14 protein-coding genes are annotated in these 12,540 nt (G+C 71.0%); 6 read left to right on the top strand and 8 right to left on the bottom strand.

The window, feature by feature from the left end; translation table 11 throughout:
- The first annotated feature begins 26 nt into the window (after positions 1-26).
- The gene (locus tag OPU67_RS03305) at positions 27-419 is read left to right on the top strand and encodes a DUF1489 family protein (protein WP_267617540.1); all 393 of its coding nucleotides are present in this window, start codon (positions 27-29) and stop codon (positions 417-419) included.
- Here the strand turns inward: OPU67_RS03305 and OPU67_RS03300 are convergent.
- From OPU67_RS03300 to OPU67_RS03280, 5 genes are all read right to left on the bottom strand, one after another.
- A complete protein-coding gene (locus OPU67_RS03300; RefSeq protein ID WP_267617539.1) occupies positions 416-1,009 on the bottom strand; it encodes an HdeD family acid-resistance protein in 594 nt (197 codons plus the stop codon). The two genes, OPU67_RS03305 and OPU67_RS03300, sit on opposite strands and share 4 nt — an antisense overlap.
- A gap of 81 nt (positions 1,010-1,090) precedes the next feature.
- Positions 1,091-1,612: a hypothetical protein gene (locus tag OPU67_RS03295; RefSeq protein WP_267617538.1), complete on the bottom strand. Its 522-nt coding sequence runs from the start codon at positions 1,610-1,612 to the stop codon at positions 1,091-1,093.
- Positions 1,613-1,780: 168 nt separating this feature from the next.
- Positions 1,781-2,479: a DsbA family oxidoreductase gene (locus tag OPU67_RS03290; protein WP_267617537.1), complete on the bottom strand. Its 699-nt coding sequence runs from the start codon at positions 2,477-2,479 to the stop codon at positions 1,781-1,783.
- The gene (gene nudC, locus OPU67_RS03285; RefSeq protein ID WP_267617536.1) at positions 2,464-3,357 is read right to left on the bottom strand and encodes an NAD(+) diphosphatase; all 894 of its coding nucleotides are present in this window, start codon (positions 3,355-3,357) and stop codon (positions 2,464-2,466) included. The genes OPU67_RS03290 and nudC overlap by 16 nt, the downstream gene beginning before the upstream one ends.
- Complete coding sequence (locus OPU67_RS03280; protein WP_267617534.1) at positions 3,357-4,682, bottom strand: serine hydrolase domain-containing protein; 1,326 nt, start codon at positions 4,680-4,682, stop codon at positions 3,357-3,359. The genes nudC and OPU67_RS03280 overlap by 1 nt, the downstream gene beginning before the upstream one ends.
- A 111-nt stretch (positions 4,683-4,793) precedes the next feature.
- On the opposite strand from OPU67_RS03280, the gene OPU67_RS03275 reads away from it, so the two are divergent.
- Positions 4,794-5,015 carry a hypothetical protein gene (locus tag OPU67_RS03275; RefSeq protein WP_267617532.1) on the top strand — a complete coding sequence of 74 codons (222 nt, stop codon included), beginning with the start codon at positions 4,794-4,796 and terminating at the stop codon, positions 5,013-5,015.
- Here OPU67_RS03275 and OPU67_RS03270 read toward each other — a convergent pair.
- Entirely contained in the window at positions 5,012-6,064 is a 1,053-nt protein-coding gene (locus OPU67_RS03270) for an A/G-specific adenine glycosylase (protein WP_267617531.1), read from the bottom strand. The genes OPU67_RS03275 and OPU67_RS03270 overlap by 4 nt on opposite strands.
- 14 nt (positions 6,065-6,078) lie before the next feature.
- Between OPU67_RS03270 and OPU67_RS03265 the strand changes: the two genes are divergently transcribed.
- The 4 genes from OPU67_RS03265 to OPU67_RS03250 all read left to right on the top strand — a co-directional run bounded on the left by OPU67_RS03265 (position 6,079) and on the right by OPU67_RS03250 (position 11,714).
- Positions 6,079-6,666 carry a DUF721 domain-containing protein gene (locus OPU67_RS03265; protein ID WP_267617530.1) on the top strand — a complete coding sequence of 196 codons (588 nt, stop codon included), beginning with the start codon at positions 6,079-6,081 and terminating at the stop codon, positions 6,664-6,666.
- Positions 6,663-7,418 carry a DsbA family protein gene (locus OPU67_RS03260; RefSeq protein ID WP_267617529.1) on the top strand — a complete coding sequence of 252 codons (756 nt, stop codon included), beginning with the start codon at positions 6,663-6,665 and terminating at the stop codon, positions 7,416-7,418. Before OPU67_RS03265 ends, OPU67_RS03260 begins: the two co-directional genes overlap by 4 nt.
- Positions 7,419-7,514: 96 nt before the next feature.
- Positions 7,515-8,261, top strand: a complete 747-nt coding sequence (locus tag OPU67_RS03255; protein WP_267617528.1) for a DsbA family protein — start codon at positions 7,515-7,517, stop codon at positions 8,259-8,261.
- Positions 8,262-8,291: 30 nt separating this feature from the next.
- Positions 8,292-11,714 carry a chromosome segregation SMC family protein gene (locus tag OPU67_RS03250; RefSeq protein ID WP_267617527.1) on the top strand — a complete coding sequence of 1,141 codons (3,423 nt, stop codon included), beginning with the start codon at positions 8,292-8,294 and terminating at the stop codon, positions 11,712-11,714.
- Between the two features lies 1 nt (position 11,715).
- Here the strand turns inward: OPU67_RS03250 and OPU67_RS03245 are convergent, their stop codons facing one another.
- Positions 11,716-12,147, bottom strand: coding sequence for a MerR family transcriptional regulator (locus OPU67_RS03245; protein ID WP_267617525.1), 432 nt, complete (start codon positions 12,145-12,147; stop codon positions 11,716-11,718).
- 21 nt (positions 12,148-12,168) lie between these two features.
- Positions 12,169-12,468: an integration host factor subunit alpha gene (locus OPU67_RS03240; protein ID WP_267617523.1), complete on the bottom strand. Its 300-nt coding sequence runs from the start codon at positions 12,466-12,468 to the stop codon at positions 12,169-12,171.
- Between the last annotated feature and the right edge of the window lie 72 nt (positions 12,469-12,540).

Raw genomic sequence — 12,540 nt, 5'->3', positions numbered from 1 at the left:
CGCAGGCTTCGGCCCACATTGGCCCCATGCCGCTGCACCTCACCAAGATCGCCTACGGGGCGAAGAACTATGCCGATCTCGAGGGCTGGTATCGCGGGCGCACCGGCATCCGCCCCACCACCCGCAACCGCCCGACACGCCATGCCGAATGCGTGGGCGGATCGCTCTACTGGATCATCAACCACGCGATTGTCGCGCGCTCGGCCATCCTCGGCTTCGAGAAGACCGAGGACGGGCGCTGGGACATCGTATTGGAGCCGCGCCTCGTGCGGGTCCACCAGCAGGGCAAACGCGCGCATCAGGGCTGGCGTTACCTCGCCGCCGACAAGGCCCCGCAGGACGTGTCCGAGGGCGAGGTGATCGGCGATGCGCTCCCCGGCCGGCTCGCCATGAAGCTCGAACGGCTCGGGCTCGTCTAGATCCGGCGGGTCATCGTCACCGGGCGGCGGCGCGGGGCGAGCGTGCCGGTGCAGGTGAGGAAGGCCGCGCCGGTGAGGATCATGTTGATCGCGACCACAAGACCGAGGATCGCAATCGACCAGCCGCTCGGCACGCTGAACAGCACCATCGCGCCGAGCACGAAGGAGGCCAGGCCCGAGGCGAGGAACAGGCCCCAGCCCGGCTGCGGGCGGATCTGCAAGGCCAGCAGCACCCGCGCGACGCCATCGGCGGCGAAGAAGGCACCCAGCGCGAAGCCGAGCGCGAGGAGGCCGGCGAAGGGATTGGCGAGGAAGATCAGCCCCCCGCCCACATAGAGCAGGCCGAGCAGGATCTGCACCGCAAAGCCCTGCCAGCGCCGCACCCTGAAGGCATGGACCAGCGTCAGCACCCCGCCCGCCAGCAGCGTCACGCCCACCAGCAGGTTGAACGACAGCGCCGCCACCAGCGGGAAGGCGAGCGCGGCCACGCCCACCACCACCAGCAGCGCGCCGAGCACCATGAATTCGGTCCGCCGGATCGGTGCGGGGCTGTGCGTGGTCCTGTATTGCGACTTGGGATAGGCGGCCATGCCTGTGCGTCTCCTCGGAAGGCAATGAAGCCCGGGCGGAACCCGAAGGTGCCGCCCGGGCCTTTGTCGAATGAAATGCGATCAGAAGCCGACGGCGCGTGCGTTGCCCGCGTTGTGGCCGCCATTGCGGTAAAGCACGTCGCGCAAGGCGCTCTCGTCGACGCCGATGTCCTCGACCGTCACCACCACGCCGCCGTTCTTGATGCGGTCGTTGTAGTAGGTCGCGTCTTCCTCGCTGACGCCGTGCTTGGTCAGGGTCTCGTTGAGCGTCCCGCCGATCGCGCCGATCACCGCGCCGACGCCGATCGCTTCGGGCACGGCGGCGGCGGCGATGGCCCCGGCCGCCGCGAGCGGGCCGACGCCCGGAATCGCCAGCGCCGCAACGCCGAGCCCGGCCCCCAGCGCACCGCCGCCGAGCACGCCTCGCAGCACGTTGCGGTGATCCTCGTCGGTCACCTCGCCGTCACCGGCGCGGTGGGTGGTGGTGCCCTTGTGATGGGCGATGACCGAGATGTCGTTGTCGGTGAGGCCGAGCGACCTCAGGTCGGCGACCGCCCGGTTCGCTTCCTCATGGCTGTCGAAGATCGCGGATACCTTGGACATGGCTGTTCTCCTGCTGGATTGGAGCGTCCGGCTTCTCGGCCGGATCGCGTGGCTCTTCCTCGCAGGGCAGGCGGGTGTGCGGCGCTGACATGGGTGGGTGACGGCGCGCCATGCGGCGCGGTTTTGGGGCGGGTGGTCGCGGGAGGTCTGCACCCGCGCCGCGCGGAACTAGGGGATCGCCCGCGCCTTCTCGGCCACCCGCCTGAGCGCGTTGACATAGACCTCGGGGGCCTGCGCGCCGGGAATCAGGAACTTGCCCTCCACGATCATCGCGGGCACGCCCGAGATGTTCATGTCCCACGCCTGCTGCTCTTCGGCGACGACGCGCGCCTCGAGCGCCGGGTCGGCGAGCGCTGCCCTCGCCGCCTCGCGGTGGAGGCCGACGGACGCGGCGAGGTCGAGCAGCAGGGCGGTGTCGGAGAGGTCGCGGCGCTGGTTGAAATGGGCGCGGAACAGCGCGAGCTTCAAGGCGGTCTGCACCTCCGGCCCCGCCTGCTCCAGCGCGAAGGCCAGCAGCTTGTGGCAATCGCGGGTGTTCCACATCATCGCGGGCGGGGCCTCCCCCTCGCCTTCCCAGGCAAGCGAGACCCCCGCCCCTTCGGCGATGGCCTTCATCTGCCCGCGCAGCCTCGCGCCTTCCTCGGCGGGGCGACCATATTTGCGCCGGAGGTGCGCCTCCTGCTCCTCGCCCTCGCGGCGCATATCGGGGTTCAATTCGAACGGGCGCCAGCGGATCTCGGCCGCGATCTCGCCTTCGAGCTGCGCGAGCGCCTTGGTGAGCTGTCCGTAGCCGATCAGGCACCACGGGCACATGACATCAGAGTAGATGTCGATGGTGAGCGTCTGCGCCGTCACCGGTCGAGCCACCAGGTGACGAGGTGGTGAGCGATGGCGAAGGGCCGCGGGAAGTAGAGGAGGTCGGTCCCCTTCTCCCCCGCCGCACGCGCCTCTTCCAGCTCGGCGCGGGTAAACCAGCGGGCGTCTTCCAGTTCGGCGGTGTCGAGGGTGATTTCGGGATCGTCGGCAACCGCGTGGCAGCCGATCATCAGCTGGCTCGGGAAGGGCCAGGGCTGGCTGGCGATGTAGGTGACATCGCGCACCCGCACGCCCGCTTCCTCGTGAATCTCGCGCGCGACCGCTTCCTCGATCGTCTCGCCCGGTTCGACGAAGCCCGCGAGCGCGGAATACATCTTCGGCGGAAAGCGCGGCTGGCGGCCGAGGAGGAGCCTGTCCTCATGCTCGACCAGCATGATCGTCACCGGATCGGTGCGCGGGAAGTGGTCGGCGCCGCAATTGTCGCAGTGCCGCTGCCAGCCGCCCTTGACGAGGTTGGTGGGCGCCCCGCAGCGCGCGCAGAAGCGGTGACGCGCGTGCCAGTCGGCAAGGCTGCGCGCGCCCCCATAGATCGCGAGATCGGGCGGCGCGAGGAGGCTCATCAACTGCCACGCGCGCGGCATGGCGTAGGCCGGCCCCTCCGCGCCCTCGGCTGGCACGGGGACGAAATGCGCCTTGCCGTCCAGCATCCCGAGGAACACCAGTTCCGCCTCCTCGGGCACGTCGGCGAGGCTGCCCCACACGAGGCCCCCCGTCTCGTCCACCCCCGGCAGCAGCCCGTCGAGCAGCAGCACCCGCGCGCGCCAGTTCATCAGGCCCGCGAGCGCCTCGGGATCGACCCGGATGTGATCGGCGCGGTCGAGCGGCGAGCCCGAAAAGGCCATGCCCGGCGCAGCGGCGGGGGCGTGCATCAGGCGGCCTTCCTGCCCATCTTGGCGCGCATCGCGGTAAGGTCGCTCTCCATCGCGGCGACGAATTCCTCACGGATCGGGTAGGCCTCGGACGGCATGTACTGCGTCCACAGGCACGAGCGCAGCTTGAGGCCGTAGTCGACGCTGGCGAGCGTGCCCGCCGCCCCGCCCCAGCCGAAGGTCGAGCCCTTGACCCGTCCGCCTGCGCCATGGCCCTCGGCATCGATGAAGGTGCCCTTGGTGTCGACGCCCGGCGGCAGCAGGTTCGAGGTGCCGACCCGCACCGCGTTCTCGCTCATCACGAACTTGCCGTCCAAGGTGCCGTAGCCGAGCAGCATCCTGAGAAAGCGGTCGTAGTCCTTCGGGCTCGACACCAGCCCGCCGCCGCCGTTCTTGACGCTCGGCGCATCGAGGAAGGTCGAGGCCGGGGCCGGATCGAGCGGGAAGACGTTGCCGCCCAGGATGCCGTAGTTGTCGGTGAGGCGCCCGGCCTCGCTCGCGGGCACCTGGAAGAAGGTGCTGGTCATGCCGCAAGGGTCGAAGATGCGCGCCTTGAGGAAGGCCTCGAACTCCATCCCGCTCACCACCTCGATGACCCGGCCGAGCAGGTCGAGCGAGCAGGAATAGCTCCACTTCGTGCCCGGCTGATACATCAGCGGCAAGCCGGCAAGGCGATCGGCGAAGGTCGCCAGATCGGGCGCCGGGGTGACCTTGGGCACACCCGGGATCGGCATCCGGCTGACCGGCGCGCCGACAAGCCCTGCCTCGCTATAGGCCTGTTGCAGCGGCCCCTTGCTGATGATCTGATAGCCAAGCCCGGCGGTATGGGTGAGCAGCTGGCGGATCGTGATCGGGCGGTTCGCCGGCACCGTCTCTTCGAGCGGGCCGTCAGGCTTCAGCAGCACCTGCATGTTGCGGAACGCGGGGAGGATCTCCGCGACCGGCTGGTCGAGCCCGAGCTTGCCCTCGTCGATCAGGATCATCGTCGCCATGCCGGTGATCGGCTTCGACATCGAATAGATGCGGTAGAGCGAATTTTCGTCGACCGGCGCGGGCTTCGCCAACGACAGGCTGCCCCCGCCGACGGTGTGGGCGTGATCCTCTTGGCCCCAGCCGAAGGTGAGCAGCAGGTTGGCCACCTTGCGGCCCGAGACGTATTTGTCGGCGAGCGCGGCGACCGCCGGCCAGTCCTCGCCGACGTCATGAGCGAAGGCCATGCGCCCGAACGGCAGCCCGCCGAGCGCCGCGCCCCCGGCAGCGAGGATGCTGTAGCGCAGCAGCGCGCGGCGCGAAACCTGGGAGGCGGCGATCAGGTCGGCAGGCATAGGGCAGAATCTCCGGTCCGTGTCGCGCCATGTCTGCGGCAGGCGGCTGGCATCGTCAACGCTGCGGCGGCACGGCTTGCAATGGCGGGGTGCCTTATCCATATAAGACAGATGCTGAACGCCCTCGCTTTCCTCATCGGCCTTGTCAGCCTGGTGATCGTCATCCCCGCGCAGATCCCGCTCCTGGGCTGGGCGAACTGGTTCGCCCTGCCGCTGATCGTGGTCGGGATCATCCTCGGCGCGCTGTCGTCCAAGACCGGCGGGCGCAATTTCTGCCTCGTCGTGCTGCTGATCGCGGCGGTGCGCCTGTCGCTCGGCGGCGGCCTGCTCTAACCCGCCATCGCGAGGGCGGCGGCCTTCGCGAAGAGGGTGGCGAGCCCCGCCTCGCCGATCCTTGCGAGCGGCCACCACTGCCCCTCGCCCGGCGGCGTCTCGCCCGTTTCCAGCGCCAGCACTGCGAGCGTCAGGCTCGCATGGGTGAAGCCGTGCCGCACCGCGCCGAGGCTGCGCCATTCACCCTCCAGCGGCGGCTCGCCCGAGCCATCGGCGCGTGCGCTCCAGCCGTCGTCGGGCAGCGCACGCATCCCGCCGAGCATCCCGGTGCCGGGGCGGGTGACGAGCCACACCTCGCTCCCCCCGTCTGAAGGATTAGGGCGCGTGATCCAGAAGGCGGTGCCGCGCCGTTCGGGCACCGGCTTCTTCCTCGGCTTGACCGGCAGGCGCTCGGGCTCGCCCTGGCGGCGCGCTTCGCAGGGATCGGCGAGCGGGCAGATGAGGCAGCGCGGCGCCTTCGTGGTGCAGATGTGGGAGCCCAGATCCATCATCCCTTGCGCGAAGTCCCCGGCGCGCCTGTCCGGCGTGATGCTGCTGGTCGCCGCGCGGATCGCCTTCCTCGCCCCCGGCAGCGGATCGCCAATCGCGAAGAGCCGCGCCACCACCCGCTCGACATTGGCATCGACCACCACCGCGCGCTGGCCGAAGGCAATCGCGGCGATCGCTGCGGCGGTGTAGTCGCCGAGGCCGGGGAGCTTGCGAAGCTCCGCCTCGCTGCCCGGAAACCCGCCCCGCTCCGCCACCGCCTTCGCGCATTTCACGAGATTGCGGGCGCGCGAATAGTAGCCGAGCCCAGCCCACGCCGCCATGACGTCATCCTCCGGCGCCGCGGCGAGCGCTTCCACACTCGGCCAGGTGCTCACGAACTTGGCGAAGTAGGGCTTCACCGCCGCCACCGTGGTCTGCTGGAGCATCACCTCGGACAGCCACACGCGGTAGGGCCAGTCCGGGTCCTGCGGCAGGGCTGCGCCCGGCGGATGGCGCCACGGCAGGTCGCGGGCGTTCCTGTCGTACCAGTCGAGAAGCAGGGCGGAGATGCTGGCGGTCACGCGCCGCCTATGGCATGGCCGCCTCACCCATGAAAAGCGACAAGACCCCCCCGGCCTCAAGGAGCGAAGCGGCAGGCCGCAAAGGCGCCCCCAAACCTTATGCCCGGCCCCGCGGCCAGGGGGCCAGGGCGATCGGCGATCTCATGCCCGAGATCGGCCGCACCGCCTTCCGCCGCTTCGGCTTCGTGCAAAGCTCGGTCGTCACCCGCTGGCCCGAGATCGTCGGCCCCCGACACGCGCGCGTGTGCAGCCCCGAGGCGATCCGCTTTCCTCCGGGCGAGAAGGCCGAGGGCATCCTCCAGCTCGTCGTCGTCCCGGCCCATGCGCCGCTGATCGAACAGGTGATCCCCGAGATCATCGAGCGAGTGAACTGCTTCTTCGGCTACCGCGCCGTCGCCCGCGTCAAGCTCAGGCAAGGCACGGTCACGCCGCCCGCCGCCGACAAGCCCGCCAAGCCCCCGCCGTCCCTGAAGCCGATCCCGCTCGAACTCGGCGACAGCCTGCGCGACATCGGTGACCCCGAATTGCGCACCGTGCTCGAAAGCCTCGCCCGCAGCCTGTCGGCGAGCGAGCCCCAGACGCCTCCCGAAGGCGAGGCGTGAGGCGGCACCCCCTGCCGGGCACCGCCGCCGCGCTGGCGCTGGTGCTGGCCGTGACCGCGGGCGCGCAGCAGCAGCAGCAGAAGCAGCAGAGCAAGCCCGACCTCGCGCGCCCCGGCAGCAGCTTTGCGCCCAAGAGCCGCGCGGGCAAGTGGCAGACCATCGTCAGCCCCACGCCCGAAGGCGGCTTCCTGATCGGCAACCCCGAGGCCAAGGGCCGCCTCACCGCCACCTTGAGCTACACCTGTCCCGAATGCGCCGATTTCACCGCGCGCGGCGAGCAGGCGCTCGATCTCGTGCTGGTCATGCCGGGCGAGATGAGCCTCGAGCTGCGGCCCGCGATCCGCAATGGCCTCGACATCACGGCCACCCTGCTCGCCCGGTGCGGCGATCCGGCGGGGTTCCGGGCGCGCCACCGGGCGCTCATGGCCGCGCAGGGCCGCTGGCTCGCCAAGGCGCGCGGCGCCCCGGCCAGCCAGCAGGCGATTTGGGAACGCGCCGACAAGGCGGCGCGAATGAACGCCGCCAACGCGCTCGGCCTCACCGCGCTGCTGGCGAGGTCCGGCCGGTCCACCGCCGCGCTCGACGCCTGCGTGTCCGACGATGCCGCCGCCGCGATGCTGCGCAAGGCGGCCACTCCCCTTGGCGCCCGCCTCCCGGCTTTCGCGCTCGACGGCAAGCCGCTTGCGGGCGTCCACGACTGGGAGGCGCTCTACCCCGTCCTATCCGCGCGCTTTGCCAAGCGCACCCCCTGAGGAGACTTGTTCACAGCCCGGCGCCTCCATGCTTGCTGCAAGGGCGCCTGCACGGCTATCCTGCCGCCCGACAACCCCCCGAGGATTTCGACGAAGATGACCCTGACCCGCCTCTTTTCCCTGTGCCTGATGCTTCTCGCCCCGATGCTGCTCGCGGCCTGCGGCGACAATGCCGATGGCCCCGCCGCCAGCAGCGAGCCGCTGCCGGTGGTCGCGCCGCCTGCGGGCACCACCTGGGCACAGACGGTCGCCACCACCGACAAGGGCGGTTACCGCGTCGGCAATCCCGATGCGCCGCTGAAGCTCGTCGAATACGGCTCGCTCACCTGCCCGGCCTGCGCGAACTTCGCCGAGCAAGGCATGGAGCCGCTGATGGCGAAATACGTCAATTCGGGCCGCGTCAGCTTCGAGTTCCGCAGCTTCATCATCCACGGGCCCCTCGATCTCGCGCTGACCCGCCTGATCGGCTGTTCCGCGCCCGAAGCCGCGCTGCCGCTCGCCGACCAGATCTGGGCCAACCTCGGCCCGATCCAGGAGCGCGCCTATGCCAACCAGGCGGCGATCCAGAACATCAACGCCCTGCCCGAAAACCAGCGCTACGTGCAGTTCGGCACGATCACCGGCCTCTACGAATTCTTCGCCGCACGCGGCATCAGCGAAGACCAGGCGCGCACTTGCCTCGCCGACTTCGCCTCGCTCGAGCGCCTGTCCAAGGTCTCCGAGGCCTACGGCACGGAAGACGGCATCACCCAGACGCCGACCTTCACGCTCAACGGCAGCAAGATCGAAGGCTCGAGCTGGGCCGAGGTCGAACCGCAGCTCCAGCGCGCCGGCGCGCGCTGAGGCTGACGGGCGGGGGCGCCAGATCGGCCGATGCAGATCCACCGGCTCAAGCTCAGCGGCTTCAAGAGCTTCGTCGAGCCGGCGGAACTGCGCATCGAGCCCGGGCTGACCGGCGTCGTCGGCCCCAACGGCTGCGGCAAGTCGAACCTGCTCGAAGCGATCCGCTGGGTCATGGGGGAGACCTCGGCCAAGTCGATGCGGTCGGGCGGGATGGAGGACGTGATCTTCGCGGGCACCTCCACGCGGCCACCCCGCGACTTTGCCGAAGTGGTGCTCCACGCCTCCGACGACCGGGATGAGGAGCTGGTCGTCACCCGCCGGATCGAGCGCGGGGCGGGCAGCGCCTACCGCGTCAACGGCCGCGACGTGCGCGCCAAGGACGTGGCGCTGACCTTCGCCGATGCCGCCACGGGCGCGCATTCCCCGGCGCTCGTCAGCCAGGGCAAGATCGCGCAGGTGATCGCCGCAAGGCCGGCCGAGCGCCGCGCGATGCTGGAGGAGGCCGCAGGGATCGCCGGGCTTCACGTGCGGCGCAAGGATGCCGAGAGCAAGCTGCGCGCCGCCGAGGCGAACCTTGCGCGGCTCGAGGATCTGATGGCAGGCCTCGACGCGCAAATTGCCAGTCTGAGGCGCCAGGCCAAGCAGGCCGAGCGCTACACCGAACTCACCACCCGGATCCAGGCCGCCGAGGCGCGGCTGCTCTTCGCCCGCTGGCGCGAGGCGGCCGCCGCAGCCAAGGCAGCGCGCGCGGCGGCGGAGGCGGCCGAGGCCAAGGTCGCCGAGGCGCAAGGCGCGGTCGAGATTGCGCAGAAGGAACAGGCGGCGGCCGCTCTGGCGCTGTCCGAAGCGCGCGACGAACTCGCCGACCGCCGCGACGACGCCAGCGCGCACGGGCACCGCATGGCCGCGCTGGCCGAAAAGCTCGAGGCGGCCGAGGCACGGCTTGCCGATCTGGCCCGGCAAAGGAAGCGGCTGGAGGAGGACCGCTCCGATGCCGACCGGCTGACCGGCGCGGCGGTCGAGGCGCTGGCCCGCCTCTCCGACGAGGTCGCCGCGAGCCGCGAGGCCGTCACCGCCGCCGAAGCCGCACGCCCGGGCCTCGCCGCGAAGGCCGAGGACCGCGAGCGCGCCAGCCGCGCCGCCGAACTCGCCCTGGCGAAAGCGACCGCCGATCAGGCCGGGGTCGAGGCCGAGTGGCGGGTCGCCGAAGCCGCGGTCGATCAGGCGCAAAGCCGCCTCGCCCGGATCGAGGCCGAGGCCGCGCGCATCGCCCGCACCCGCGCCGAACTCGAGAGCGCGGGCGACCCCGAAGCCGATGTCATCGCCGCGCGCGATGCGGCCGACGAAGCTGCCGACGACCTCGCGCGACTGCGCGCAAAGCTCGCCGAGGATCAGGCACGCAAGGCCGACCTGCAATCGCGACGCGACGAAGTCGCGAGCGCCCTCGCCGCCGCGCGCGCCGAACTGGCCGGGGTGGAGCGCGAACACGCCGCCCTCGCCCGCGACCGCGAGGCGCGCGCCAAGCGCGAGGCCGGGAGGCAGGGCATGGCGACGCCGCTCGACCGCGTGACCGTGACCCCCGGCTACGAACGCGCGCTCGCCGCGGTGCTGGGGCGTGACGGGAAATCGCCGCTGGGCGCGCCTGCGGGGACACCCGACGGGCGGTTCTGGACGGGAGCGGCCGCGCCCACGCCGGTGGCGGACAGTCTCGCCAAGCGCCTCTCGCAATGTCCCGACCAACTCGCCGCCCGCCTCGCGCTGGTGCATTGTGTCGAGACGGACGATGGTCGCGCCCTCGCGCCGGGCGAATGGCTGGTGACGCGCGCCGGGCACTTGCGCCGCTGGGACGGTTTCGTCGCCCGCGGGGAAGGCGCCGCCGAGGCCGCGCAGCTCGAGGCCGCGAACCGCTTCGCCGAACTGGACGCCGCCCTCCCCCCCTTGCGCGAAGCTGCCGCCGCCGCCGAAGCCGAGGACAAGGCGGTGCGCGAGGAACTCTCCGCGCTCCAGACCGCCTTGATCGCACGGGAACGGGAGATCGCGGGCGCCAGCGAGGCCGAGCGGCAGGCGCTCCGCCGCCTCGATCAGGCCGAGGCCGCCAGGGAACGCCTCGCCGCGCGCCTCGCCGAACTGGCGGCCAGCGCCTCGGATATCGACGGCCAGCTGGCCGCTGCCCGAAGCGAGGTCGCCACCGCCTGCGCCGCGCGGGAAACGCTGCCGGCCCGGGATGCGGGTCGGCAGGCGCTCGAGGCGGCGCAGGCCAGGAATGCCGCCGCGCGCTCTGCGGTGCAGGCCGCGCTCGCCGAGCTTGCCGCGCAGGATCAGGCGCTTGCCGTCGCCCGCGAGCGGCTTGCCGGGCAGCAAGCCGATCACGCCGGCTGGCAGGCGCGTGCCTCCGATGCCGAACGGCGCATGGCCGAAACCACCCGGCGGCTGGCGGAAATCGCCGAGGAACACGCCGTCCACGCCGCCAAGCCCGTCGCACTCGTCGCCGAGATCGAAGCGGGCGAGGACACCCGCAATCGTCTGGCCGCGGAACTCGCCGCCGCCGAGGCCGTGATGCGCGAGGCCGAGACGCGAAGCCGCGCCGTCGACACCGCGCTCGCGCAGATCACCGAAGTGCTCGCCCAGGCCCGCGAAGCCCGCGCCAGCCTCGTCGCGCGCGCCGAGAACGAGGAACTGCGCCGCGCCGAGATGGGCCGCATCTCGGGCGAGCGTTTTCAGTGCCCGCCGCCGCACCTGCCGGACCGCTTCGGCTTTGCCGAGGACAGCCTCGCCCCGGCTTCCGAGGAATCCGCGGAGCTCGAAAAGCTCACCGCCGCGCGCGAGCGGATCGGCCCGGTCAACCTCGTCGCCGCCGACGAGCTCGCCCGGATCGAGGCCGAGCACGGATCGAGCGCCGAGGAGCAGGCCGAATTGGTCGAGGCGATCGCGCGGCTGCGCGGATCGATCGGCAGCCTCAACCGCGAGGGCCGCGAGCGGCTGCGCGCCGCCTTCGAGGCGGTGGACGGACATTTCCGCTTGCTGTTCACCCGGTTGTTCGAGGGCGGGAGCGCACACCTTGCGCTGGTCGATTCGGACGATCCGCTGGAGGCCGGGCTCGAGATCTACGCCCAGCCGCCGGGCAAGCGGCTGCAATCCCTCTCGCTGCTGTCGGGGGGCGAACAGGCGCTGACCGCGACCGCGCTGATCTTCGCTCTGTTCCTCACCAACCCCGCGCCGATCTGCGTCCTCGACGAGGTCGACGCGCCATTGGACGACGCGAATGTCGAGCGCTTCTGCGATCTGCTGGAATCGATGGTCGCGACCACCACCACCCGCTATCTGATCGTCACCCACAACGCGGTGACGATGAGCCGGATGCACCGATTGTTCGGCGTCACGATGGCGGAAAAGGGCGTCTCGCGGCTGGTGAGCGTCGATCTGGGCGAAGCGGCGCTGCTGGCGGCGGAGTAGGTCAGCCCCCCAGCGCCGCCGCGAGCTTGGCGCGGACCGCTTTCAGGCCCGCGATGATCTCGTCCATGTCCGGGCCTTCGGAGACCATCAGCCTGACGCCGGGCGCCGCATCCTCGCCCTCCTCGGCGCGCCGGTCGCCTGCGCGGCGCTCCCCGCCGCGGCGGTCGAGGGGGGAGCGGGCGGCGGCGCGCAGCACCGCCTCGGCACCCTTCAGGGTGTAGCCCTCGCGGTTGACCAGCCGGTCGATGGTCTTGATCAGTTCGACATCGGCGGGTCGGTAGTAGCGCCGCCCGCCGCTGCGCTTGAGCGGCTTCAGCAGCGGGAACTGCGCCTCCCAATAGCGCAGCACGTGAGGGCGGATGCCGAGCGCCTCGCTGACCTCGCCGATGGTGCGCAGCGCGCCTGCATCCTTGCCGTCATCGAAAGCGCTCATCAGGCCTCGCCTCCTTCAGGATCACCCCTTGGCGATCCGCTCCTTCAGGAGCTGGCTGGCGCGGAAGGTCATCACCCGCCGCGGGGTGATCGGCACCTCGATCCCGGTCTTGGGATTGCGGCCGACCCGTTCGTTCTTGTCGCGCAGCACGAAGCTGCCGAAGCCGGAAATCTTCACGTTCTCCCCCCGGGCGAGCGCATCGCTCATCTTGCCGAGGATCGCCTCGACCAGATCGAGCGATTCCGCGCGGCTGAAGCCCATCTTGCGATTGATGGTCTCCGCCAGATCGGCGCGGGTCAAAGTGCCAACCGAACGCATCATGCGAAATCTCCTTCGCGGAAGCGACCCGAAAGAAGGCGTATCGCTTACGGTTTTTGCGCCGTTTTGCAAAGT

Source organism: Erythrobacter sp. WG (genome assembly GCF_026586795.1).
Taxonomy (GTDB): Bacteria; Pseudomonadota; Alphaproteobacteria; order Sphingomonadales; family Sphingomonadaceae; genus Erythrobacter.
The sequence above is the reverse complement of the archived record's forward strand: the minus strand, read 5'-3'. Positions and strand labels throughout refer to the sequence as shown.

Excerpts from the sequence above, each read along its gene's own strand:
- OPU67_RS03305 (WP_267617540.1), top strand. The coding sequence starts at position 27 with ATGCCGCTGCACCTCACCAAGATCGCCTACGGGGCGAAGAACTATGCC.
- OPU67_RS03300 (WP_267617539.1), bottom strand. The coding sequence starts at position 1,009 with ATGGCCGCCTATCCCAAGTCGCAATACAGGACCACGCACAGCCCCGCA.
- OPU67_RS03295 (WP_267617538.1), bottom strand. The coding sequence starts at position 1,612 with ATGTCCAAGGTATCCGCGATCTTCGACAGCCATGAGGAAGCGAACCGG.
- nudC (WP_267617536.1), bottom strand. The coding sequence starts at position 3,357 with ATGCACGCCCCCGCCGCTGCGCCGGGCATGGCCTTTTCGGGCTCGCCG.
- OPU67_RS03280 (WP_267617534.1), bottom strand. The coding sequence starts at position 4,682 with ATGCCTGCCGACCTGATCGCCGCCTCCCAGGTTTCGCGCCGCGCGCTG.
- OPU67_RS03275 (WP_267617532.1), top strand. The coding sequence starts at position 4,794 with ATGCTGAACGCCCTCGCTTTCCTCATCGGCCTTGTCAGCCTGGTGATC.
- OPU67_RS03265 (WP_267617530.1), top strand. The coding sequence starts at position 6,079 with ATGGCCGCCTCACCCATGAAAAGCGACAAGACCCCCCCGGCCTCAAGG.
- OPU67_RS03255 (WP_267617528.1), top strand. The coding sequence starts at position 7,515 with ATGACCCTGACCCGCCTCTTTTCCCTGTGCCTGATGCTTCTCGCCCCG.
- OPU67_RS03250 (WP_267617527.1), top strand. The coding sequence starts at position 8,292 with ATGCAGATCCACCGGCTCAAGCTCAGCGGCTTCAAGAGCTTCGTCGAG.
- OPU67_RS03245 (WP_267617525.1), bottom strand. The coding sequence starts at position 12,147 with ATGAGCGCTTTCGATGACGGCAAGGATGCAGGCGCGCTGCGCACCATC.
- OPU67_RS03240 (WP_267617523.1), bottom strand. The coding sequence starts at position 12,468 with ATGATGCGTTCGGTTGGCACTTTGACCCGCGCCGATCTGGCGGAGACC.